At 66.1% G+C, this 22632-nt stretch carries 17 protein-coding genes and 3 pseudogenes; 6 read left to right on the top strand and 14 right to left on the bottom strand.

Features of this window, described 5'->3' with window-relative positions:
- Positions 1–103 precede the first annotated feature (103 nt).
- The 6 genes from QC826_RS28330 to QC826_RS28355 form a co-directional block, all read right to left on the bottom strand.
- Positions 104–1285 carry a hypothetical protein gene (locus QC826_RS28330; RefSeq protein WP_279763398.1) on the bottom strand — a complete coding sequence of 394 codons (1182 nt, stop codon included), beginning with the start codon at positions 1283–1285 and terminating at the stop codon, positions 104–106.
- Between the two features lie 81 nt (positions 1286–1366).
- Complete coding sequence (locus tag QC826_RS28335; RefSeq protein WP_279763399.1) at positions 1367–2377, bottom strand: substrate-binding domain-containing protein; 1011 nt, start codon at positions 2375–2377, stop codon at positions 1367–1369.
- Between the two features lie 10 nt (positions 2378–2387).
- Positions 2388–3656, bottom strand: coding sequence for an MFS transporter (locus QC826_RS28340; protein WP_279763400.1), 1269 nt, complete (start codon positions 3654–3656; stop codon positions 2388–2390).
- Between the two features lie 172 nt (positions 3657–3828).
- A complete protein-coding gene (gene pgmB / locus QC826_RS28345) occupies positions 3829–4512 on the bottom strand; it encodes a beta-phosphoglucomutase (RefSeq protein WP_279763401.1) in 684 nt (227 codons plus the stop codon).
- Positions 4513–4522: 10 nt separating this feature from the next.
- Positions 4523–6856, bottom strand: a complete 2334-nt coding sequence (locus QC826_RS28350) for a glycoside hydrolase family 65 protein (RefSeq protein ID WP_279763402.1) — start codon at positions 6854–6856, stop codon at positions 4523–4525.
- 129 nt (positions 6857–6985) lie between these two features.
- On the bottom strand, positions 6986–7972 hold the full coding sequence (locus QC826_RS28355; protein WP_279763403.1) for a LacI family DNA-binding transcriptional regulator: 987 nt from the start codon (positions 7970–7972) through the stop codon (positions 6986–6988).
- Between the two features lie 277 nt (positions 7973–8249).
- On the opposite strand from QC826_RS28355, the gene QC826_RS28360 reads away from it, so the two are divergent.
- The 3 genes from QC826_RS28360 (at position 8250) to QC826_RS28370 (ending at position 11344) form a co-directional block, all read left to right on the top strand.
- Positions 8250–9236: a TonB-dependent receptor plug domain-containing protein gene (locus QC826_RS28360; protein WP_279763404.1), complete on the top strand. Its 987-nt coding sequence runs from the start codon at positions 8250–8252 to the stop codon at positions 9234–9236.
- Positions 9237–9293: 57 nt separating this feature from the next.
- Positions 9294–10766 (top strand): TonB-dependent receptor domain-containing protein, encoded by a 1473-nt coding sequence (locus QC826_RS28365; RefSeq protein ID WP_409567907.1) that lies wholly within the window; start codon positions 9294–9296, stop codon positions 10764–10766.
- Between the two features lie 299 nt (positions 10767–11065).
- The gene (locus QC826_RS28370; RefSeq protein WP_279763406.1) at positions 11066–11344 is read left to right on the top strand and encodes a hypothetical protein; all 279 of its coding nucleotides are present in this window, start codon (positions 11066–11068) and stop codon (positions 11342–11344) included.
- Between the two features lie 84 nt (positions 11345–11428).
- Here the strand turns inward: QC826_RS28370 and QC826_RS28375 are convergent, their stop codons facing one another.
- Entirely contained in the window at positions 11429–12454 is a 1026-nt protein-coding gene (locus QC826_RS28375) for an MBL fold metallo-hydrolase (protein ID WP_279763407.1), read from the bottom strand.
- A 143-nt stretch (positions 12455–12597) separates the two neighbouring features.
- Here QC826_RS28375 and QC826_RS28380 point away from each other — a divergent pair, with 143 nt between their 5' ends.
- A complete protein-coding gene (locus tag QC826_RS28380; RefSeq protein ID WP_279763408.1) occupies positions 12598–13230 on the top strand; it encodes a TetR/AcrR family transcriptional regulator in 633 nt (210 codons plus the stop codon).
- Between the two features lie 65 nt (positions 13231–13295).
- On the opposite strand, the pseudogene QC826_RS28385 reads toward QC826_RS28380, so the two are convergent.
- Together QC826_RS28385 and QC826_RS28390 are read right to left on the bottom strand one after the other, a co-directional pair.
- A pseudogene (locus QC826_RS28385) lies at positions 13296–14383 on the bottom strand (exo-alpha-sialidase).
- Position 14384: 1 nt separating this feature from the next.
- Positions 14385–14654: a MoaD/ThiS family protein gene (locus tag QC826_RS28390; RefSeq protein WP_279763409.1), complete on the bottom strand. Its 270-nt coding sequence runs from the start codon at positions 14652–14654 to the stop codon at positions 14385–14387.
- Between the two features lie 155 nt (positions 14655–14809).
- Between QC826_RS28390 and QC826_RS31845 the strand changes: the two are divergent.
- Positions 14810–15113, top strand: a pseudogene (locus QC826_RS31845) (hypothetical protein).
- A gap of 107 nt (positions 15114–15220) precedes the next feature.
- Here QC826_RS31845 and QC826_RS28400 read toward each other — a convergent pair.
- The 5 genes and pseudogenes from QC826_RS28400 to QC826_RS28420 form a co-directional block, all read right to left on the bottom strand.
- Positions 15221–15514, bottom strand: a complete 294-nt coding sequence (locus QC826_RS28400) for a 2Fe-2S iron-sulfur cluster binding domain-containing protein (protein WP_093385927.1) — start codon at positions 15512–15514, stop codon at positions 15221–15223.
- Between the two features lie 93 nt (positions 15515–15607).
- A complete protein-coding gene (locus tag QC826_RS28405) occupies positions 15608–17317 on the bottom strand; it encodes a PAS domain-containing methyl-accepting chemotaxis protein (protein ID WP_279763411.1) in 1710 nt (569 codons plus the stop codon).
- A gap of 244 nt (positions 17318–17561) precedes the next feature.
- On the bottom strand, positions 17562–18485 hold the full coding sequence (locus QC826_RS28410; protein WP_279763412.1) for an ABC transporter permease: 924 nt from the start codon (positions 18483–18485) through the stop codon (positions 17562–17564).
- Positions 18482–19605, bottom strand: a pseudogene (locus QC826_RS28415) (ABC transporter permease). Before QC826_RS28415 ends, QC826_RS28410 begins: the two are co-directional and overlap by 4 nt.
- Complete coding sequence (locus tag QC826_RS28420; protein WP_279763413.1) at positions 19592–21211, bottom strand: ABC transporter ATP-binding protein; 1620 nt, start codon at positions 21209–21211, stop codon at positions 19592–19594. Before QC826_RS28420 ends, QC826_RS28415 begins: the two are co-directional and overlap by 14 nt.
- Before the next feature lie 337 nt (positions 21212–21548).
- On the opposite strand from QC826_RS28420, the gene QC826_RS28425 reads away from it, so the two are divergent.
- Entirely contained in the window at positions 21549–22355 is an 807-nt protein-coding gene (locus QC826_RS28425) for a GntR family transcriptional regulator (protein ID WP_279763414.1), read from the top strand.
- The last annotated feature ends 277 nt before the right edge of the window (positions 22356–22632 follow it).

Here is a 22632-nt window from a genome sequence, read left to right on the forward strand (position 1 = left end):
TGGCGAGTCAGCGACGGGCATTGAGGGTCAGACCCTGAGGGTCTGACCCTGGATCAGCCGACCGCCGCTCAGCCGCAAAGAGCGGTTGGGGTTCGCTTCACAATCAAGGCGCCAGCGGCTCGTCGCCTTCAATATCGCCCGCGCCCATCATCTGCGGCGCCGCCATCAGCCACTCGCCCAGCTGGTGGTCCTCGATCTCATACACCCCGCGCGCGGCCTGGTAGATAATCTGCTCGGCCAGCAAGCGCTCCACCGCCACCTGCACCTGGCGCGCCGACAGCGGCTCGCCCCCCAGCCCGATGGCCAACGCCAGCCTGGTGCGCGTTTCGTCCGTGTACAAGGGCGCGCGCGCCACGATGACGCGGATCACCTCGCGGTCCAACGGCCGCATCTCCATCAAGCGCTGCGCATAACCGGACGCCTCGCGCGCCTCCGTCAACACACCCTGCGCCACGCCGGCGATGTCAACGCCGCCCATCTTCATCACCCGCTCCACCGCGTCGTGGAACAAGCCCGGCGTGCTGCCCAGCGCCAGGAAGGCGGCGTTGGCCTGCTCCAGCGCCAGCTCGCGCCCGGTGGCCTGCCTGAACGCGCCGGCCATGAAGGCGACAAAGCCGGCATCCAACTCGGGAAAATCGGTACTCTGGCTGAACTGGAACAAGGGCGCCTTGATCTGGCTGAACATCATCTGCAAGCGGTTGCGCGACGAGCCGGTGAAGATGGTCTTGACCGTCTTCTTGCGCACGTCCAGCGTGGTGCGCAGCGCCGCCACCAACTCCTGGAACTCCGGCTTGGCCAAATGCTGGATCTCGTCGAAGGCGATCAGCACCTTGCCCTTGGAGGCGGCGACCACGCTGTCGATCAGCTCGGGCAGACGCTGCAACTGGGCCTGGCTGCCGCCGTCCTTGGCGTTGAACTCGGCCTCCGCCTTGACCTTGCCGACGTGGCTCAACTCGAATTCCAGACTGGTCTTCTTGAACGGGCGCAGCAGGCGGTGCTGCAATTTGGCGCCCAAGGTCTTCGGCTTGGCCGCCTCGGCCAGCGCGGCCAGCAGGGCCGCCAGCGGATCGGAACGGTTCTGCCACATGCTGCAATACACGGTCAGATAGCCGGCCGCCTCGGCCGCCGGCAGAAAATCGTCCAACAGGAACTCGGTCTTGCCCTTGCGGCGCGGCGCGAACAGCACCAGCGACGAGATCAATCCCGCCCGCAAAGTGTCCAGATAGCCTTGCGCCAGCGCAGTGCGCGGGTAGTGCCAGTCGATCTCAGCAGAAGGATTTACCATGGATTACCGCCGTCGCTTGTAATTACAATGGTTCATTGTAATCCATTGTAAAGCGCTGCGGCGCGTGGCCGAAGCCGGCGTCTAGCCCAGGCAGGGCCCGACCGTCTCGCCCGGTAGCAGCACCGGCTGCCACAGCTCGTGCAGCTCGCCCGGCGGGGTGCCGTCGATGATGGCCTGCAGCATCTCGACCATGCGCGCGCCGGCGCGGCGCGGCTCGGGCTGGTCGATGGTGGTGACGTTGGAGCCGGCCAGCGTGTCGGCCATGCTGCCCCAGACGATGACGGAAATGTCCTTGCCGATCGTCACGCCGGCGTCGAGCAGCGCACGCACGGCACCAACGCCGGACAGGTGGTTGTCGACGATCACCGCCGTCGGCCGGGGCGAACAGGCCAGCAACTGCTGCATGCCCTGGTAGCCGGTGCGGCGGTCCAGCGTGTCGGGGATCAAGTAGCGCGGATCGACGGCCAGGCCGGCCGCGTTCATGGCGGCGACGAAGCTGTCCTTGCGCTGGGCGGCGAAATTCAGTTCCAGCGGCGCGCTGAGCAGGGCGATGCGCTGGTGGCCTTGCCCCAGCAAGCAATCCAGCGCCAGCTTGATGCCGGCCGCGTTGTCGTAGTCGAACCAGGCGTAGGGCGCCTTCATCACCGTGCGGCCGTGGGCGACGAAGGGAAAGCCGCTCTTGCTCAGGTAGGCGATGCGCTCGTCGTGCACCAGCGTGCGGCCGACCACCAGGCCGTCGACGCGGCGGCCGCGCACGATCTGCTGGTAGGACGGCTGCTCGTTCTGCGGCGACACCGGCGCGATGATCAGGTTCATCTTGGCCAGCTCCAGCGCCTCGGACATGCCGCCGACCACGTCGAGGAACATCGGGTCGCCCAGGTCGGTGGGCAGCAGCGGGTAGATGATGCCGAACACGTTGGTGCGGCCCACGGCCAGGCTGCGCGCCATCGGATTGGGCTGGTAGCCGGCCGCCTTGGCCGCCGCCACCACGCGCTCGCGGGTGCGTCCGTTCACCTCTGGATAACCGTTCAAAGCACGGCTCACCGTGGTTTTGGAGATACCCAGCAGGTTGGCAAGACTCTTGAGATTCATGGAGAAGCGATCAATGTTGACTACTGATTATAGCCGAGCCATCAAATTCCCCCTCACTGTGGTTCACCGCATTTTTGAAAAAATACAACATAATCAAGACGATAGAGATGGGAACCAGAGTCAGGTAGAAGGCGAAATGACCGCTGAAGTTGCCGAATACATAACCTGTGATCAGCGAGCCGGTGGTGCCGCCGAGTGCCGAGAAAATCACCAGCAGCCCAGTCATGGCGGAGTGTTGATGTTTTGGCAGGGAGCTCAGCATCACCGAATTGATGGCCGGATAGATGGGCGCCATGAACAGGCCGATCAGCGGAAACAGGAAGGTGGCCAGCGGCGCCGTCGACCAGCTGATGTGTGGATCTGCCACAACATCGTGGGTCAGCGGCAGGGCCAGCAGCACCATCGCCGCCATGCCGACGACGCAGGCGTTCATCACCGGATACCAGTTCAGGCGGCGCATCAGCACGCCGGCCGACAGGCGGCCGATGGCCAGGCAGGCGGCGAAGATGCTGGTCACTTGCACGCTCATCGCTGCCGGCAGCTTGAGGATCTCGTTGTTGAAGGTTGGCAACCAGGTGCCCACGCTCTGCTCGATCAGCACGTAGAGGAAGGCGGTGATGACGAACACGCACACCAGCGGCTTGAAGAACAGCTGCAGCATGGCGGCGAAGTCGCCGGCGATGCCGCGCGCCGGCGGCAGCGCGGCGCGGTCCTCGTTGAAGGGCGTCGACAGCAGCAGCGCGAAGGTCAGCGCGCACAGCAGCGCCAGCACCCAGTACACCTGCAGCCAGCTGGGCGACTTGGGGTCGCTGGAGTCGATGAAGTAGCCGAACACCCAGTAGGCGCTGAGCACGCCGACCATGAAGAAGCCCTCCAGCAGGTTCATCAGGCTGGCGTGTTGCTTGCGGTCGGCGGCGACCAGGCCCAGGGTGGAATACACCGACACCTTGACCAGCGCGAAGGCCACGCCTACGCAGAGGAACAACAATTTGGTGGTCAAAAAACTCGGCAGCAGGGGCATGGCCGTGCAGGCCAGGCTGACGATGGCCAGGCCGATCAACATCGACTTTTTGTAGCCGAGCCGGGGCAGGAAGGAGGCGACGAGGAAGGACACTATGGCGATCGGCAAGTCCTTGAAGCCCTCCAGCACGCTGGCGCCCGACTTGCTGACGCCGTAGTTGCCGATCACCTGCAGGATGACGGTGCCGACGCTATTGAGCAGGATCGCAAAGACGAAGTAGATCAGGAATAAGGCAAAGAGGATGCGCTGGTTTTTCATGCTGTCTCCGGATGGTGTTCATTTTTATTCTTATTTTTATGTGGTTGGAACTGTTTTTTCGGGGTGCGACCTGCGGTCTACCCCGAGCGTCACGTAAATCAAGGCGCCGGGGGCGGTTGAAACCACCCAACGGCGGAGAGCCAGGGTCAGACCCTAGGGTCTGACCCTAGATTTACGCCGCTGGGGTTTGCAAGGACACCGGCACCTGTTGCAGAACCGCCAGGTCAAACTGGTCCAGCCCGGTGATCACCAGGTCGGCCTGGGTCAACACTTGCGGCAAGCCGGCCCCCAGCGCGAACATGCCGGCCGCCTTGATCGCGGCCACGCCGGCCACGGCGTCCTCCACGCCGAGGCAGTCGGCCGGCGCCACGCCGAGCTCGCTGGCTGCCTTGAGGAAAATCTCCGGGTCCGGCTTGCCACGGGCGATCAGTGCGGCGTCGACCACGTAGTCGAACTTGTCGCGGATGCCCAGGCGGTCCAGCACGGTGAAGGCGTTCTTGCTGACCGAGGCCAGGCCGATCTTCAAGCCGGCGGCGCGCACCGCATCAAGCGCGGCGACCGCGCCCGGCAGCAGGTCGGCCGCCGTCATGCCGGTGATCAACTCCTGGTAGTGCAGGTTCTTGCTGTCGGCCAGCGCCAGCTTCTCCTCCACCGTGTACAGGCGGCCGGCGGCGGCCAGGATCAGCTCCAGCGAACCCATCCGGTCGATGCCCTTCAACTGCTCGTTGAAGGCGTGGTCGAAATACACGCCCAGCTGCTCGGCCATGCGCTTCCACGCCAGGTAGTGGTAGTGGGCGGTGTCGGTGATGACGCCATCGAGGTCGAAGATGACGGCTTTAAAACGCGATGTGCTCATGTTGGCTCTCTCAATGGCTGCGCGATTGCACAGGGGTGGCCAGCGTCATCTCGATACGCTCACCGTGGTGGTGGAAACCCAAGGTCTCGCCCTGCAACAGGCGGTACTCGACCCGCGCCGGCTCGACCCGCAGCTCCAGCAAGGCGCCCTGGAAGTGGATCTTGAAGGTGTAGTGCTGCCACTGCTTGGGCAGGGTCGGCGCGAAGTGCAGCGCGCCGTCGAACACGCGCATGCCGGCGAAGCCGTAGGCCACGCCCATCCAGGTGCCGGCCATGGCGGCGGTGTGCACGCCGTAGTGCGTGTTGCCGTGGGTGTCGTCCAAGTCGAGGCGCGCGGTCTCCATGAAGTAGTCATAGGCCTTGTCGTGGTAGCCGACCTCGGAGGCGATGATGCTGAAGATGCACGACGATAGCGACGAATCGTGGGTGGTTACCGCCTCGTAGTAGTCGAAATCGCGGCGTTTGTCGTCCAGCGTGAATTGCTCTCCGAGCAACAGCAAGGCCAGCACCACGTCTGCCTGTTTGCACACCTGGTGGCGGTAGATCACCATCGGGTGGTAGTTCAGCAGCAGCGGGTAGTTTTCTTTCGGCGTGGCGGCGAAGTCCCATTTTTTCTTCGACAGGAAGCTGTCGTCCTGGGCGTGGATTTGCAGCGCCTCGTCGTATGGCAGCAACATCAGCGCGGCGGCGCGGCGCCATTCGGCCGGTTCGGCGGCGTCCAGGCCGGCCAAGGCGGCGATGCGGGCGTACTCGGCCGGATGCTCGGTCTGCAACTGCTCGGCGATGGCGGCGGCGAAGTTCAGGTGCATCTGCGCCATCGCGTTGGTGTAGTAGTTGTTGTTGACCAGGGCGGTGTACTCGTCCGGTCCGGTCACCTGGTTGATGCAGTAGCGGCCGGCGCGGTCGTAGCAGCCCAGGCCGATCCAGATGCGCGCCGTCTCCATGACGATCTCGGCGCCGTAGCGGATCAAATAGTCGAGGTCGCCGGTGGCCTCCATGTACAGCTTGATCGAATAGGCGATGTCGGCGTTGATGTGGTATTGCGCGGTGCCTGCCGGGAAGTAGGCCGAGCATTCCTCGCCGGCGATGGTGCGCCATGGATACAGGGCGCCGACCGCGTGCGACATCTGCCGCGCCCGCTCGCGCGCCTTGGCCAGGCCGGCGTAGCGGTACTCCAACAGTTTCTTGGCGATTTCGGGTTTGCTGTAGAGGAAGAACGGGAAGATGTAGATTTCCGTGTCCCAGAAGTAGTGGCCCTCGTAGCCCTCGCCGGTGACGCCCTTGGCCGAGATGTTGGTCTTGCCGTCGCGCCCGACCGATTGCAGCAGGTGGAACTGGTTGAAGTGGATACCCTGTTGCAGCGCGTCGTCGCCGGCGATCTGCACGTCGGCCTGCTGCCAGAAGTTGGCCAGGTATTGCTCCTGCGCCTGGGCCAGCGCGCGGAAGCCCTGCCCTTGCGCCAGCGCCAAGGTTTCCTTGGCGCGCACCATCAATTCCGACTCGGGATAGTCGCGCGACGAGTAGTAGCAACCGAACTTGCACAGGCGCACGGCCTCGCCCTCCAGCGCGGCCACCGTGTAGGTCTGCTCCAGGCGCTGCTCGCCGCGGCTCTGGGTCAGCTCGTAGATGCCGCGCAATTCCGTCTGCGCCGCGCTGACCAGCATGAAGCCGCTGTTGCTGGTGCGCTGCACCAGCGCCGAGAAGTTCGGCCCCTGTTGCGAATCGACCACGCGCAGCGACTGGCCGGACACGGCCGAACCGACGCGCGGATCGTCGCCCGCCTCGATGTTTTTCACCGCGCCGTCGACGCTGGAGACCAGCCGCACACGGCCGGAGAAGTTCAGCGCCACCACCTCGTATTCGATGGCGAACAGATGCTTGTCGTCGAAGCTGACCAGGCGGCGGCTGGTCACCGCCACGCGGCGGCCCTGCGGCGAGGTCCACTCCAGGGTGCGCAGCAGGATGCCGGTGCGGAAGTCCAGGCTGCGCTCGTAGCGTTCCAGCTTGCCTTCGAGCAGGTCGAAGCGCTCGTCCTCCAGCCACAGCGCGATGCCCTTGGCGTTCGGCACGTTGAGCATGAACTGGTTGGTCTTGGCCAGGCCGTAGGCCGCCTCCGGATAGTGGATCGGCTCCGATTCGTAGAAACCGTTCAAATAAGTGCCGTCGAGCGAGGTGCCGGCCGGGCCGCTATAACCCTCCTCGTGGGCGCCGCGCAGGCCGATGTAGCCATTGCCCAGCGCGAACAGGGTCTCGTCGAGGAAATGCGAGGCCGTGTCGAAGGAAGTTTCCCGAATGCACCATGCTTCGAGAGGGAAGGTATGTTGGGGACGGTCTGACGGCTGCACGTGGATTCCTTTAAAAGTGCTTATTCTTGTATCTCAAACCGGTTTGGATTCGGGATCAAACCCGTGGCCGGCATTTTTTCTGTTGGTTTTTTACATCAGGTGGAAATTATTTCTGGGGCGACTAGCGGACTAGGTCTGGCGCACCATCAAGGTGGTCGGCAACATCTCCGACGTCACCGCTTCGCCTTCGATCAGGCCCAGCATCTTCTTGGCCAACAACACGCCGCCGTCGCGCAGATACTGGTGCACGCTGGTCAGCGGCGGCACAAAACTGGCCGCGCCGGGCGTATCGTCGTAGCCGATGACGGACACGTTCTCAGGCACCCGCAGGTTCTTTTCCGCCAGCGCGCGGATCGCGCCCATCGCCAGCAGGTCGCTGGCGGCGAACACGCCGTCGAAGCTGGCGCCCTTCTTCTTCAGCAAGGTCGACATGCTGTCGAAGCCGGCCTCGAAGGTGAAGGCCTTGGGCCGGACGATGTGCACCATCGCCAGGCCGCCCATGGCGTCGATGAAGCCGGCGCAGCGCTCCTGCACCTCGGCGTGGTCCACGTCGCCGAGGAACACCAGCTTCTTGCGGCCTTGGGCGATGAAGCGCTCGGCCGCGCTGATGCCGCCCTTGCGGTTGTCGCTGCCGACCACGATGTAGTCGGCGCCGGCCTCCGGCGCGCCCCACACCACCAGCGGCATGCCGGTCAGTTGCAGGGTGCGCACCGCCTCGCCGTGCGAGCCCTGCCCCAGCAGGATCAGGCCGTCGGCGCCCTGCACCGGCGCCGTGTCCATCAACTGCTTGGAGGTCAGCACGACGCTGTAGCCGGCCGTGGTCAGCTCCTGCGTGATGCCGCCCAACAACTCCAACGGATAGGGGTCGGACATCGGCCGGCCGCGCACGGGTGTCATTTCCACCACAACGGCGACCGAATAACTGCGCCGCATGCGCAGATTGCGCGCGCTGATGTTGAGGCGGTAGCCCTGCTCGGTGGCGATCTGCCGCACCTTCTCCCGGGTTTCCAGCGTGACCAGCGGACTATCGCGCAGCGCCCGCGAGACGGTGATCTTGGAGACGCCGGCCAGCTTGGCCAGGTCTTCCATCGTCAGCGCCGAGTCGCTTTTACGCACGTTAATCTTGTTCGATGGCATTGATGGCTCTTAGGTTGGAAACGGGGTTTGCGCACGCATTATGACAGGTTTTTTGCGTGTGGCGCATTTGATGACATCGATAACAATTCAATTGACATCGATATCATTTATTGTTTCAATGGCCAATCTTCTGCTTTCCGCCAAATCCGCAAGCCGGCTTCGGCGGCCAGGAAAGACCCGGTGTCAGCCAGGCGGAAGATGGGGACGGAACTGCCTTGCGGTGCATCGGAAGGTGGCACACTGTCCAGGAGACGACATGATTCATACCAAAAAAGAGAAAGCCAAGCACATGAAAAGCCAGAACAAGTTCCTACTGTCCTCAGTCACGCTCGCGGTACTGACGCTCATCAACCAGGCGCAAGCGCAGAACGCCGTTGAAACCCCGGCGCCGGCGGTGTCGGTAGCGGCCGGCGACGCCGTCGCCAAGGAGATCCAGCAAGTCGTGGTGACCGGCGTGTCCGGCGCCCGTGGCGTGCGCAAGATCGACTCGGCCTTCTCGATCACCACCGCCAGCGAGGAACAACTGAAGTCGGCCGCTCCGAGCAGCACCGCCGACATCATGAAGCTGGTGCCCGGCGTCTACGCCGAATCGACCGGCGGCCAGTCCGGCGCCAACATCGAGGTGCGCGGCTTCCCCTCCGGCAGCGATTCTCCCTTCGTCTCCGTGCAAATGATGGGCAACCCGATCTTCCCGCCGCCGACCCTGTCCTTCTTCGAGGGCTCGTCCGCCTTCCGCCTCGACGACACCATCGAGCGCGTCGAAGTGCTGCGCGGCGGCCCGAGCACCATCTTCTCCAACGGCCAGCCCGGCGCCACCATGAACTTCCTGCTGAAACAGGGCGGCGACACGCCGGAGGGCACGGTGCGCTTCACCACCGGCACCGGCAGCCTGCGCCGCGTCGACATGTTCTATAGCGGCAAGATCAGCGACGGCTGGTACGGCTCCATCGGCGGCTTCTACCGCAAAACCGACGGCATCCGCGACGCCCAGTTCCCGGCCGACGACGGCCACCAGCTGACCGCCACCCTGACACGCAAGCTGGACCAGGGCGAGCTGACCATCTACGCCCGCAACACCGACGACAAGAACGCCTTCTACACCGGCGTTCCGCTGATCTCCAGCAACAACGGCCACACCATCTCGGCCTTCCCCGGCTTCGACCCGCTGAAGGGCACCCTGGTCAGCGGCGAAATGCGCAACTACACCATCGAGGCGGCACCCGGCAAAACGCTGACGAAGTAACTGGGCGACGGACGCGGCCTCAAAGCCACCGTCTTCGGCGCCAATTTCGACCAGAAGATCGGCGATTGGAGCGTATCGAACAAATTCAACCACTTCAGCGGCGACCTCAACACCAACGCCATGTTCACCGGCAACAACCCGCTGAGCATGGCCGACTACACCGCCGCCGCCATCAAATCGGCCAACAGCAACGCCGCCGTCGTGGCGGCGGCCGGCGGCAAGCTGGCCACCTCGGCGAACACCACCTTCGTCCACGGCGGCAACGTGGCGGCCGACCAGCAAGTGGTGCAGGCAGGCCTGTGGGCGGTCGAGAAGAAACTCAGCTCCTTCACCGACGAGCTGCGCGTCAGCAAGGAAGTGGGCAAGGACAACACCGTCACCGTCGGCGGCTACTTCGCCGACTACTCCTCGCGCGACGTCTGGTATCTGGGCAACAGCCACCTGATGACCGCCGTGCCGAACGCCAGCCTGATCAACGTGACCCTGGACAACGGCGTCGTCGTGTCGAAAAACGGCACCGACGGCAACGTCTTCTACGCCCCGGTCGCCTCCTACGACGGCAACAACACCGCCGTCTTCGTCTCCGACGAGTGGAAGATCAACGACCGCATCAAGGTCGACGCCGGTGTGCGCCATGAGCGCCAGCGCGTCAGCGCGACGATTTCCAACCTGATGTCCGGCGATACCGACAACAACCCGCTGACCGTCTACAACAACGGCACCTCGATGCCGAACGGCTCGAACACCTTCATCGACCGCAAGGACAGCGCCAACTCCTTCACCATCGGCGGCAACTACAAGCTGAGCAAGGACGCCAGCGTCTTCGTGCGCGCCAACCGCGGCCACACCTTCGTCTCCTTCGACGATCTGCGCGGCGCCGGCAGCCAGGCCGCCGCCAACGACCGCAGCGTCCTGCCGACGCCCAAGGTGAGCCAGTACGAGATCGGTTTCAAGACCGCCAACTCGTTCTACAGCGCCTATGTGAACGCCTTCCACACGGAATTCGACGGCATCGCCTTCTCGCAGATCCTCGCCAACGGCACCACGCTGAACTCGGTCAGCGGTTCCAAGGGCAACGGCGTCGAGTTCGAACTGGCGCTGCGTCCGCTGGCCAATTTGCAGCTGAGCCTGACGGGCGACTATCAGAAGTCGGAATACCGCGACAACCCGGCCACCGCCGGCAACACCGTGCAACGCCAGCCCAAGCTGCAGTTCCGCTTCACGCCGACCTACCGCATCCCCTTCGGCGACAACAACTCGGTCAAGCTGTACGGCACCTACACCTCGATCGGCGAGCGCTACGCCGACCAGGCCAACCAGCAATACCTGCCGTCCTACCGCACCATCGACCTGGGCGTGCTGGCCTCGCTGGGCGAGAAGATCGAGCTGCGCCTGAACGCCAGCAACGTCAACAACGCCCTCGGCCTGACCGAAGGCAATTCGCGCCTGACCACCGGCGGCAGCGGCCCGATCAACGCCCGTCCGCTGTTCGGCCGTTCGGTCGAGGCTTCGCTGCTGTATCGCTTCTAAACAGGAAGTTGTGGCGCGAGTAAGCGCTTACTAAACAGAGTCCCTTTGCGGGCAAGGCGTAGTCGGCCTTGCCCTTTTTTATTTCCGAAAACACAAGTAGCATTATCAACACTGCACGAAAGTTCTGGCGTCCAAGCGCTTTATGGCCTACGCTGAAGCTGCACTTGATTGATTTCGATCCGCACCGTCGCGCCCGTCAACTTGGTGTGCCCGGGCGGAATTTGGCTGAGGTGATGACTGTGGTTTCCGTAACGTCCATAAGTAGTCTGCAAGCATCGATTGCCCAGGCCGAAAGGCTGGTGCAGCAAGACCAGTCGCGCGTCAACCAGGACGCCAGCCGGCTGGAGCAAAGCCAGCAGCAGCTGGTCAAGGACAAGGACGAACTGGCCCAGACCCAGACACAAAGCCGTCAGGCCCAGCAGACCGCGCCGGCCGCCGCGCCGGCCATCCGGCTCGACAGGGCCATCCAAAATCCCCCCGTGACGCAGCAAAAGCTGCCCGCCGAGCTGACCCAGGCCAAGCCGCAGATCAACGCCCGGGGCGAAACCCTGGGCCGGCTGATCAACATCACCGCCTGAGCGTACTGCCGCGATGTTGTGGTGGCGCTGGCACCGCCGAGCCAGGGTCAGACCCTAGGGTCTGACCCTAAATAGTCAGGCGCGCTACAGCGCCTGCAACCACCACTGCTCCCCCGCCGCCGGCCGCTTCAGATCGAGCGCGCTGCCGATGCCCGGCGTGCTCAGCGTTTGCCCCCGTGCACCGGCCAGCGCGACGATGCGCTCGAACGGCTCGTTCCACGCGTGCAAGGCCAGGTCGAAGGTGCCGTTATGGATGGGCAGCAGCACCTTGCCGCGCAAATCGATGTGGGCCTGCATCGTCTCTTCCGGTTGCATATGAATATCCGGCCACTGCGGATCGTAGGCGCCGGTTTCGATCATGGTCAGGTCGAAGGGACCGTATTTGTCGCCGATCTCCTTGAATCCCTTGAAATAGCCGCTATCGCCACTGAAAAAGACGCGCGTGTCGCCGTCCTCGATGACCCAGGAGGCCCACAGCGTCTTGTTGCCGTCGAACAGGCCACGGCCGGAAAAGTGCTGGGCCGGCGTCGCCACCAGCTTCAGCCCGGCCACCCGCTTGCTTTGCCACCAACCCAGTTGATGCACCTTGCCGGCCGGGATGCCCCATTCGATCAGGGTGTCGCCGACGCCGTTGGGGGCGATGAAGTGCTCGGTCTTGGCGGCCAGCTTGAGCACGGCGGCGTAGTCGAGGTGGTCGTAGTGGTCGTGCGACAGGATCACGCCGGTGATCGGCGGCAAATCGTCGATGCTGATCGGCGGCTGGTGGAAGCGCTGCGGCCCGGCCCACTGCACCGGCGAGGCGCGCTCGGAAAACACCGGGTCGGTCAGCCAAAACTGGCCGCTGAGCTTGAGCAGCATGGTCGAATGGCCGAGACGGAACAAACTATTGTCTGGCGCATCGAACAATTGTTGCTTGGTCACCACCTGCACGGGGATGGGCTTGCTCGGCACCGTGTCGGCCGGCTTGTTGAACAGGAAGCGCACCATCAGTCCCAGCGATTTGGCGAAGCCGATCTTGTGCATGGCGACCGGGTTGCGGTACTTGCCGTCGCGCTGATGCGCCGTGGTCAGGACGCCGACATTGTCGGCGGAAATAGCGGTGGTGTTCATGACGAGCAGGGCTCCAAGGGTCAGGATGAGGCGGGATAGGCGCAAGATCGATGCCGTTTCGGTTGAGTTTAAACGCACAATGTACACTACACAGTGTAGTTTCTATTTTTGGAAAAGTAAACTACCCGGTGTAAAATACTTGCATGTCTATTCCGCCACCCGCACCCGCCGTCCCCGCCGCCTCGCGCCTGACCGACCGCAAGCGCCACGCCATCGTCGCCGCCGCCATCGCCGAGTTCCGCGCCAACGGCTTCGAGGCGACCAGCATGGACAAGATCGCCGCCAGCGCCGGCGTGTCCAAGCGCACCGTCTACAACCACTTCCCCAGCAAGGACGAGTTGTTCGCCCAGATCCTGCACCAGTTGTGGGACAGCAGCGCGGCCTTGATGGCGATCGCCTACCGCGCCGGCGTACCGCTGCGCGAGCAGCTGCTGGAGTTGATGTCGCAGAAGATGGCGCTGCTACAGGACGGCTACTTCCTCGACCTGGCCCGGGTGGCCATCGCCGAAACCATCCACTCGCCCGCGCGCGCCCAGGACATGGTGGCGCGCCTGAGCGACAAGGAGGAAGGCGTGACCACCTGGCTGCGCGCCGCCCAGGCCGACGGCAAGCTGCTCAAGGCCGATCCGCTGTTCTCGGCCACGCTGCTGCAGGGCCAGCTGAAGACCTTCGCCTTCTGGCCGCAGGTGACCATGGGCCAGCCGCCGCTGCCGCCGGCCGTGCAGCGCCAGGTGGTGGAGACGGCGGTCGACATGTTCCTCGCCTACTACGCCTGAATCCGCGACTAACCAAACGCCGTCCGAACCAAGCCAGCAAGCGGGGGCAGACCCCGGGGATCGCCTCAATCGGCGAAGCAGACCGCGTACACCGGCGGCATGGTGGTGGAGATGGTTTGCCAGTGCTGGCCGCCGTTGGACGACAACCACACGCCGCCGGTGGTCGAGCCCATCAGCAGCGCGCTGCCGTCGGCACCCACAGCCAGGCCGTGGCGGTAGACCAGGTCGTAGCAGCGCTCCTGCGGCAGGCCGCTGCGCAGGGTGGTGAAGCTGGCGCCGCCGTCGCTGCTGCGGTTGACGACCAGCGCGGCGTCGACGGGGATGCGCTGCTGGTCGGCCACCGCCGGCACGAACCAGGCCGTGTCGCCCTGCAGCGGATGGACCGCCACGGCGAAGCCGAAACTCGACAGCGGCGCCGTCACCTCGCTCCAGTTGGCGCCGTTGTCGTCGCTGCGCCAGATGCCGCAGTGGTGCTGGCACCACAGGCGGTCCGGCATGGCCTCGCAACGGACGATACGGTGCGGGGCCCTGCGCCGTTTGCTGGTCGACCAGTTCCGGCGGCATGTAGCGGGCCTTCATGCCCTTGCCGCGCGGCGACCAGTTGGCGCCGTCGTCCGTGCTGAGCCAGGCGCCGCCGGTGGACACGCCCACCAACAGCGCGCGGCTGTCGCGCGGGTCGACGCAGATGCTGTGGATGCCCGCCACGTCGTAGCCGCCGCCCTGCCACTCGGCGCGCTCCGCCATGTTCCACAGCGACTCGACCAGCTGCCACGACTCGCCCCGGTCGGCCGAGCGGAACAGGCCGCCGGGCAGGGTGCCGGCCCACAGCACGCCGGGCTGGTCGGCGCCGCCGGCGGCCAGCGACCAAATCTGCTTGAGCTTCCACTCAACCGGGTCCGCGCTGTCCGCCGGCTTGGCCGGATAGGCCGGCGCCGCCACCTCGCTCCAGGCGCTGGCACCGGCGTCGAGCCGGTGCAGCTTGGCGCCGAAGTGGCCCAGGTTGAGGGCGGCGTACAGGCTGCCGTCGCGCGGGTCCGCCAACAGCATCGACACCGGATCGCCGAGGAAGTGGCTGGCGCCAAGCTGCCACTGGCCCTTCACCTGGTCCAGCTCGAACAGCCTTGCGGGTGCCGAGGTAAGCGCGTGTACTCATGTCAGCCTCCAGAGAGTGCTTGCAGTATGTAGACCTGGGAATCGGGCGCCAGCGCGTCGTCGAGCAGGGCGCGGTCGCGGCTGCGCTTGCCGTCGATGAAGACCACCACGTTGTCGCGCAGATGGCCCTGCTCGTCGAGCACGTAGCCGCGCAGCCGGGGCTGGCCGGCGAAGGCGGCGTCGAGCGCGGCGCGCAGGTCGGCGGCGTCGGTGCTCACCTGCGGCACCGGCAGGAAGCGGCCCAGTTGCTGGGTGAAAATCAGTTGCGCCATCGCCCCTCCGATTCCGAAGTGTCGATTCTAACGCGCCTGATCGCGCGCGCGCCACGATTCAAAAAAGTAAGATTATCAGGCCGGCACGGTCGCTTGCCGCACGCACAGGCGGTGTTACCGCTAGAATGGAAGCGGGCGAACCACCGGAGCACAACATGACAATTACCCCGCAGGAGCTGGAACTGCTGATGCAGGAAGTGGAGCGGGACGGACCCGATCGATTTCGCCGACCTGCCGTTCAACGAGCAGGAGCTGCGCGGCCTGATCGCCAACCACCTGTGCGAGATGGCCGACGCCATGGAGAACTTCAGCGAGGAGGACAAGCGCCTGTCGCTGCTGGCCGTGGCGGCCAAGCTGGTGCTGGAGAACCTGGTGCTCAACGTGCAGCTGCTGCGCCAGCACGGCGTGCCGCTGAGCGACAGCGCCGAGGCGCTGCTGAGCCGCCTGCGCAAGCGCTGACGCCCGGGCCAGTGCCGATGGCGGCGCAGCTGGCGACGCCGGCGCAGCCGCCGCCACCGAAGCGCGCGACGGCGCCAGCGCGCGCCGCCGCGCCGCACCGGCCGCCGCTACTCGATACGCCGCGCCGCCGGCACCCGCAACACCAAGTCCGACTCGGCCAGCGCGACACAGGGCAGGATGTAGCCCTCGCGCTTCTCGTCCAGGCTCAGTCCCGGCCACTCGATCAAGTAGCGCACGCTGCCGCCGGCCAGTTGGCACAGGCAGGTGCGGCAGGTGCCGTTGCGGCAGGAGCTCGGCAGGCGGATGCCGGCCGCCTGCGCCGCCAGCAGCAGCGACTGGCTGTTGTCGGTGTCGAATACCCAATCCTTGTCCTCGATGGCGACGCGGCGTAGAACTGTCATCATCGTTTATATCGTTTCAATGCGGTCATTGGAAACGACATGGTAAACCAAAGCGGCCGGCGCAGTGGCCGGCCGCCTCCGCCGTGGCGCCGTCTACGCCAGTTGCTTGACCCGGCGCGGCAGGCTGACCACCTTGGCCGCCGGCAGGGCCGGCCGGCGCAGCAGCGGCAGGCCCGCCAGCGGCGCCCGGTTCGGCTGGGCCACACCGGCCGGCGCCGTCCGCGCCTGCGACTTCAGCTTGAACACCGCCATCGCCTGTTCCACATGGCGCGCCTGCTGCTCCAGGTTGCCGGCGGCGGCGGCGGCCTGCTCCACCAGCGCCGCGTTCTGCTGGGTGATGTCGTCGATGTGGATCACCGCGTCGTTGACCTGGCCGATGCCCAGGCTCTGCTCGCTGGTCGAGTTGGAGATCTCGTCCATGACCTGGGTGACGCGGTCGACCGACTGCATCACCTCGCTCATGGTGGCGCCGGCGCTGTTGGTCAGCGCGGTGCCGGCGTTGACCTTGGCGATCGACATGTCGATCAAGCCCTTGATCTCCTTGGCCGCCGTGGCCGAGCGCTGCGCCAGGCCGCGCACCTCGCTGGCCACCACGGCGAAGCCCCTGCCCTCCTCGCCGGCGCGGGCCGCCTCGACGGCGGCGTTCAGCGCCAAAATATTCGTCTGGAAGGCGATGCCGTCGATCAGGCCGATGATGTCGAGGATCTTGCGCGACGAGTCGCTGATGTCGCCCATCGTCAGCACCACCTGCGAGACGATGTCGCCGCCCGCCTTGGCCACCCGCGAGGCGCTGCCGGCCAGCTCGTTGGCGCGCGCCACGCTGCCGGCGCTCTGCTGCACGTTGGAGGTCAACTGTTCCATGCTGGCGGCGGTCTGCTGCAGGCTGGAGGCCTGCGACTCGGTGCGGCCGGACAAGTCCATATTGCCGGTGGCGATCTCGCCGGTGGCGACGGTGATCTCGGCGAAGTTGCTGCGCACGTCGCTGATGATGCTGTGCAGGTTGACGTTCATCTGCCGCAGCGCCGCCAGCAGCTGGCCCACCTCGTCGTCGCGCTCGATGACGATCTCGCCGGTCAGGTCGCCGCCGGCCATCTGGCGGGCGGCGCCGGTGGCGCGCCGCAGCGGCACGACGACGTTGTTGTAGAGGCTGCTCCAGAAATACAGGGTCATCAACGCCGCCAGGCCGGCCACGCCGCTCAGCCAGGCGTGCAGCGCCCGGCCGCTCGTGCCGTGGACGTCCCACAGCGCGACGGCGAACAGCGCCATCATGACGCTGATCAAACCCGCGTTCAGGCCGATGTGGCGCGCCAGCGACAGTTTGCGCCAGCCGGCCAGGGTCGCCAGCACGCCGCTCTGCTCGACGCGGCCGTTGACGATGCGCAGGCCGCGCGGATTGCCCTGGCGGATCTCGTCGTAGACGGCGCCGGCCTGCTTGACCTGCTCGCGGCTGGGCTTGGTGCGCACCGACATGTAGCCGATCGGCCGGCCCTGCTCGATCACCGGCGTGATGTTGGCCAGCACCCAATAATAGTCGCCGTTCTTGCAACGGTTCTTCACCATGCCGGTCCACGGCATGCCGTCCTGGATGGTGCGCCACAGGTCGGCGAAGGCCTCGGCCGGCATGTCCGGATGGCGCAGGATGTTCTGCGGCGCGCCGATCAGCTCCTGCTCGGCGAAGCCGCTGACCTCGATGAAATAGGGGTTGGCGTAGTTGATGTTGCCCTGCAAGTCCGTGGTCGAGACGATGGTCTTGCCGTCGCTTAAAACATACTCGTTCTGCGTGACCGGGGAGTTGTTGCGCATCGCCGCTTTCCTTCAATGTGGAATAACAGGACAAAACGAAAAACAATATCGATACGCGAACCGGGGGTTGGGGGTCGCCACATGAAGATGGACGGCAGCGGCTGAAGCGCGCCGTCGTGCGGAAGGAACCGCAATATGCCATCAGTGTAGCAGGACAAAATTGCTGGATTGTCTCAAAATGTTGCGTTGCGGCAGATTGTGGTTTGCTAGCCACAGGGGAAGGGGGTGCCCCCCCTCCCCGTCCTCAGTCGGCGCGGAAGTTCTGCCCCAGCGACATCGGCTTGTTGAGCAGAATCGTCTGCGGATTGCGGCAGATGATCACCAGCACGACGATGGTGGCCAGGTAGGGCAGCATCGACAGGAACTCCGACGGCACCGCCAGGCCGAAGCCCTGGCCGTGGAACTGCAGCACGGTGACGCCGCCGAACAGGTAGGCGCCCAGCATCACGCCGCGCGGCTTCCAGGTGGCGAACACCACCTGCGCCAGGGCGATCCAGCCGCGCCCCGCCGTCATGCCCTCGACCCACATCGGCGTCAGCGCCAGCGACAGGTAGGCGCCGCCCAGGCCGGCCATGGCGCCGCCGAACATCACCGTGCCGTAGCGCAGGCCGATGACGTGGAAGCCGATGGCGTGGGCGCTGTCGGGCGACTCGCCGACCGCCCGTATCATCAGGCCGAGGCGGCTGCGCGCCAGCATCCAGGCGACCGCCGCCACCAGCAGCAGCGAGGCGTAGACCATGCTGTCGAAGCGGAACAGCAGCGGCCCGACGAAGGGGATGTCGGACAGCAGCGGGAAGTGCAGGTGCGGCAGCGGGTCGACCGTCTGGCCGACCAGGCCGCGGCCGAGGAAGGCCGACAGGCCGATGCCGAACAGGGTCAGCGCCAGGCCGGTGGCCACCTGGTTGGTCTGCAGCGTCAGCACCAGGAAGGCGAAGATCAGCGCCATGCCCAGGCCGGCCAGCATGGCCGCCAGCAGGCCCAGGGTGACCTGGCCGGTGCCCAGCGTGACGGCGAAGCCGACCACGGCGCCGACCAGCATCATGCCCTCGATGCCCAAATTGAGTACGCCGGAGCGCTCGGTCACCAGCTCGCCCATCGAAGCCATGATCAAGGGCGTGGCGGCGCCGGCGGTGCTGGCCAGGAAGGCGATCAACAGTTCTGGATTCATGGTGCGGTCTCTCCGGCGGGAATGGTGGCGGCGGCGCTTGCCAAGGCGGCGGCTTTGGGTACGACGCGCTTGCGCGGCTTGAAGCGGTAGTGGATGAACAGGTCGGCGGCCAGCAGGTAGAACAGCAGCAGCCCTGGAACAGGCCGGTGATGGCAGACGGCAGCTGCAGCTCGATCTGCGCCGACTCGCCGCCGATGTAGAGCAGCGACATCAGCAGCGCCGACAGGAACACGCCGACCGGATGCAGCCGGCCGACATAGGCGACGATGATGGCGGCGAAGCCGTAGCCGGGCGACACCGAGGGCTGCAGCTGGCCCAGCGGGCCGGCCACCTCGCCGACGCCGGCGATGCCGGCCAGCGCGCCGCTGATCATGAAGGCGGCCCAGACGTTGCGAGGCTCGCTGAAGCCGGCGTAGGCGGCGGCCGCCGGCGCCATGCCGCTGACCTGCATGCGGTAGCCGGCGAAGGTGCGGCTGCAGAAGAACCAGGCGCCGGCCACCGCCAGCAGCGACAGCGGGAAGGCGGCGTTGATGCGCAGCCCCTCGATCAGCAGCGGCAGCGTGGCCGACTCGTTGAACATCTTCGACTGCGGGAAGTTGAAGCCGGCCGGGTCGCGCAGCGGGCCGTGCACCAGATAGCTCAGGTACAGGTAGGCGACGTAGACCAGCATCAGGCTGACCAAAATCTCGCTGGTGTTGAAGCGGGTGCGCAGCAGCGCCGGGATGGCCGCCCAGGCCATGCCGCCGAGCGCGCCGGCGACGACCATCAACGGCAGCAGCCAGCCGGCCTGCACGTCGTCGAAATACAGCGCCACGCTGCCGGCGGCGATGGCGCCCATGGTCAGCTGGCCGTCGGCGCCGATGTTGGCGACGTTGGCGCGGAAGCCGATCGCCAGGCCGACGCCGCACAGGATCAGCGGCGTGGCCTTGAGCAGCAGCTCGCCGACGCCGTACAGCGTGGTGGCCGGCTTGACGAAGTAGATGTAGAAGGCGTGCAGCGGCTCCTGGCCGAGGAAGAAGAACAGCACGGAGCCGCTCAGCAGCATGGCCGCCGCCGCGATCAGCGGCGAGGCCAGCATCATCGCGCGCGACGGTTCGGGACGTAGTTCAAGCCGTGACATGGGTTGCTCCTTGCTTGGCCGGCAGCGCCTGGCCGTGGTGGTCTTGGTCGTCGTGGTGGACGTGGTCGAAATCGCCGCTCATCCACACGCCGATCTGGTTGATGTTGGTGCCGGCCGCCGGCACCGCGCGCGACAGGCGGCCCTTGGCCAGCACGGCGATGCGGTCGCTCATCATGAACAGCTCGTCGAGCTCCTCCGACAGCACCAGCACCGCCACGCCCTGGTCGCGCAGGTCGATGATGGCCTGGCGGATCAGCATGGCGGCGCCGATGTCGACGCCCCAGGTGGGCTGCGCCAGCACCATCACCTTGGGCGCCAGCGCGATCTCGCGGCCGACGATGAACTTCTGCAGGTTGCCGCCGGACAGGCTGGCGGCGGCCGACTGCTCGCCGCCGCACTTGACGTTGAAGCGGGCGATGACGGCGCGGGCGAAGTCGCGCACCGCGCCGCGCTGGATCAGGCCGCGCTTGACCATGCCGGTGGCGCCGGCCGGCAGGTAGCCGGTCAGCAGCGCGTTGTCGGCCAGCGACAGGTCGGGCACGGCGCCGCGGCCGAGCCGCTCCTCCGGCACGAAGCACAGGCCGAGCTGGCGCCGCGCCGCCGCGTCGAGCCGGCCGGCCGGCGCGCCGTCGATGCGGATGGCGCCGGCGTCGGCCAGCGGCAGCTCGCCGGAGATGGCCTTCAACAGCTCCTGCTGGCCGTTGCCGGAGATGCCGGCGATGCCGACGATCTCGCCGCCGCGCAGCTCCAGCGCGACGTCCTGCAAATGCGTGCCGAAGGGGTCGTCGCTGGCCACGCTGAGCGGGCCGATGGCCAGCCGCACCGCGCCCGGCTCGCGCGGCGCCAGGTGGCAGCTGGGCAGCTCGCGGCCGATCATCAGCTCGGCCAGCGAGCGCGCCGTCTCCTCGCGCGGCACCGCCGTGCCGGAGACGCGGCCGCCGCGCAGCACGGTGGCCTGGTCGCACAGGGCCTGGATCTCGTCGAGCTTGTGGCTGATGTAGAGGATGCTGACGCCCTCGCTGGCCAGCCGGCGCAGCGACTCGAACAGCTTGAGCACGGCGTCCGGCGTCAGCACCGAGGTCGGCTCGTCCATGATCAGCAGGCGCGGCGACTGCAGCAGGCAGCGCACGATCTCGACGCGCTGGCGCTCGCCCACCGACATGCTGTGGATGCGCCGCTGCGGGTCGAGCGGCAGGCCGTACTGCTCGGACACGGCGCGGATGCGCGGCGCCAGCTGGGCCGGCGTGCTCTTCTCGTCGAGCGCCAGGGCGATGTTCTCGGCCACGGTCAGCGTCTCGAACAGGGCGAAGTGCTGGAACACCATGCCGATGCCGAGCTTGCGCGCGTCCGACGGCGAGTGGATGTGCACCTGCCTGCCCTCCCACATGATCTCGCCGGCGTCCGGCTTGGTGACGCCGTAGATGATCTTCATCAGCGTGCTCTTGCCGGCGCCGTTCTCGCCCAGCACGGCGTGTATCTCGCCCGGCATCACCGTCAGGTTGACCTCGGCGTTGGCCACCACCGACGGATAGATCTTGGAGATGCCCAGCAGCTGCAGGCGCGGTTCGGCGCGCTGGGGCTGCGGTGGGACCGCGTCGTGATTCATCGGGCGTTACCTCCATCGTCAATTTGTATACAAATGCACAGTTCATTTCCTCGAATGACAGACGCAATTTGCATGCCATGAAAATTCGCGGCTGCCGCCAGCAAGCATACCCCCGCCCGCGGCGGCGGCGCCCGCTTTTGGCGAACTTGTGTACAAAAGCGCACCAAATAAACCACAACAACTCACCATAAACGTGCAAAAACGCGCCACGGATGCGCAGGGCGGCGGATTTTTCGTACACAATGTGAGCACGAATCCTGCTTTATGTGTTGTTCACACACCCGCTGCCGCCCCGCCGCAACGGGCCAGTCCCGCGACCGACTCTGGAGAACGCAACATGAGCAAGCCATCCACCGCGCCGGCCCCACCGGGCAAACGCAAGGCCGCTGCACCAGCCGCCGCCGGCGCCGCGACAACTCTCGCGGCGGCGGCCGACGGCGCCGCCGCCAACAGCGGCGCGCGCCTCAAGCGCGGCACCACCGCCGTCGACCTGCGCATCTACCGCGCAGTCGTCAACGCCGTCATGAGCCACCGCCTGCCGCCCGGCACCCATCTGGGCGAGGCCGACTTCTGCGAGCTGTACCGGGTCAGCCGCACCACCGTGCGCAAGGCGCTGCAGCGGCTGGCGCACGACCACATCATCGAGCTGCGGCCGAACCGTGGCGCGGTGATCGCCTCGCCCACGCCGGAGCAGGCGCGCGACATCTTCGCCGCGCGCCGCGCGCTCGAGCGCGAGATCGTGCCGCTGGTGATACGCCACCGCACGCCGGCCTCGCTGCAGCAGATCCGCCAGGCGCTGGAGGCGGAGGACCAGGCGCGCCGCACCGGCGACCGCGCCAGCTGGATCAGGCTGGGCGGCGAGTTCCACCTGCTGCTGGCCGAGCTGGCCGGCAACCAGGTGCTGCTGCGCTTCATGGGCGAGCTGGTGTCGCGCTGCTCGCTGATCATCGCGCTGTACGAGAGCCCCGGCGCCTCGATGTGCGAGAACGACGAGCACAAGGAGTTGATGGCGCTGATCGAACAGGGCAAGGCGGAGCAGGCCGGCGCGCTGATCGAGCACCACCTGCTGGAGATCGAGGGGCGCCTGCGGCTGGGCGAGCCGGGCCGCAAGATCAACCTGGCCGAGGCGCTGGCCGGCCTGTAGAACATTGCATACACTTTGCGCCGCGCGCACCAACACGGGGAAGCGCCCGCCCACGCGGCCCCCGGATGGTGCGCACGGCCAGCCCCGGCAAGGCGCGCGGCGCGGCGCAGGAAACCGGAAAAGCACTCGCCCACAGAGTGAAACAACGGTGTTTTGAACGGCCACGGCGCCACGTGGCCTGTAATTTGCTAGAGATGTCCATCAAGATTGAATCCAATCGTTATCGGGAATTGGATTCAACCAAGTTCTTTTAGCACCAAAGCAATCTTATAACTAG

This window comes from Rugamonas sp. DEMB1 (assembly GCF_029834475.1).
GTDB lineage: Bacteria > Pseudomonadota > Gammaproteobacteria > Burkholderiales > Burkholderiaceae_D > Rugamonas > Rugamonas rubra.

What these genes read in the sequence shown, in the direction of transcription:
- QC826_RS28420 (WP_279763413.1), bottom strand. Translation starts at nt 21,211, where the DNA reads ATGAATCACGACGCGGTCCCACCGCAGCCCCAGCGCGCCGAACCGCGC.
- QC826_RS28330 (WP_279763398.1), bottom strand. Translation starts at nt 1,285, where the DNA reads ATGGTAAATCCTTCTGCTGAGATCGACTGGCACTACCCGCGCACTGCG.
- QC826_RS28410 (WP_279763412.1), bottom strand. Translation starts at nt 18,485, where the DNA reads ATGAATCCAGAACTGTTGATCGCCTTCCTGGCCAGCACCGCCGGCGCC.
- QC826_RS28340 (WP_279763400.1), bottom strand. Translation starts at nt 3,656, where the DNA reads ATGAAAAACCAGCGCATCCTCTTTGCCTTATTCCTGATCTACTTCGTC.
- QC826_RS28405 (WP_279763411.1), bottom strand. Translation starts at nt 17,317, where the DNA reads ATGCGCAACAACTCCCCGGTCACGCAGAACGAGTATGTTTTAAGCGAC.
- QC826_RS28390 (WP_279763409.1), bottom strand. Translation starts at nt 14,654, where the DNA reads ATGGCGCAACTGATTTTCACCCAGCAACTGGGCCGCTTCCTGCCGGTG.
- pgmB (WP_279763401.1), bottom strand. Translation starts at nt 4,512, where the DNA reads ATGAGCACATCGCGTTTTAAAGCCGTCATCTTCGACCTCGATGGCGTC.
- QC826_RS28375 (WP_279763407.1), bottom strand. Translation starts at nt 12,454, where the DNA reads ATGAACACCACCGCTATTTCCGCCGACAATGTCGGCGTCCTGACCACG.
- QC826_RS28400 (WP_093385927.1), bottom strand. Translation starts at nt 15,514, where the DNA reads ATGACAGTTCTACGCCGCGTCGCCATCGAGGACAAGGATTGGGTATTC.
- QC826_RS28425 (WP_279763414.1), top strand. Translation starts at nt 21,549, where the DNA reads ATGAGCAAGCCATCCACCGCGCCGGCCCCACCGGGCAAACGCAAGGCC.
- QC826_RS28360 (WP_279763404.1), top strand. Translation starts at nt 8,250, where the DNA reads ATGATTCATACCAAAAAAGAGAAAGCCAAGCACATGAAAAGCCAGAAC.
- QC826_RS28335 (WP_279763399.1), bottom strand. Translation starts at nt 2,377, where the DNA reads ATGAATCTCAAGAGTCTTGCCAACCTGCTGGGTATCTCCAAAACCACG.
- QC826_RS28380 (WP_279763408.1), top strand. Translation starts at nt 12,598, where the DNA reads ATGTCTATTCCGCCACCCGCACCCGCCGTCCCCGCCGCCTCGCGCCTG.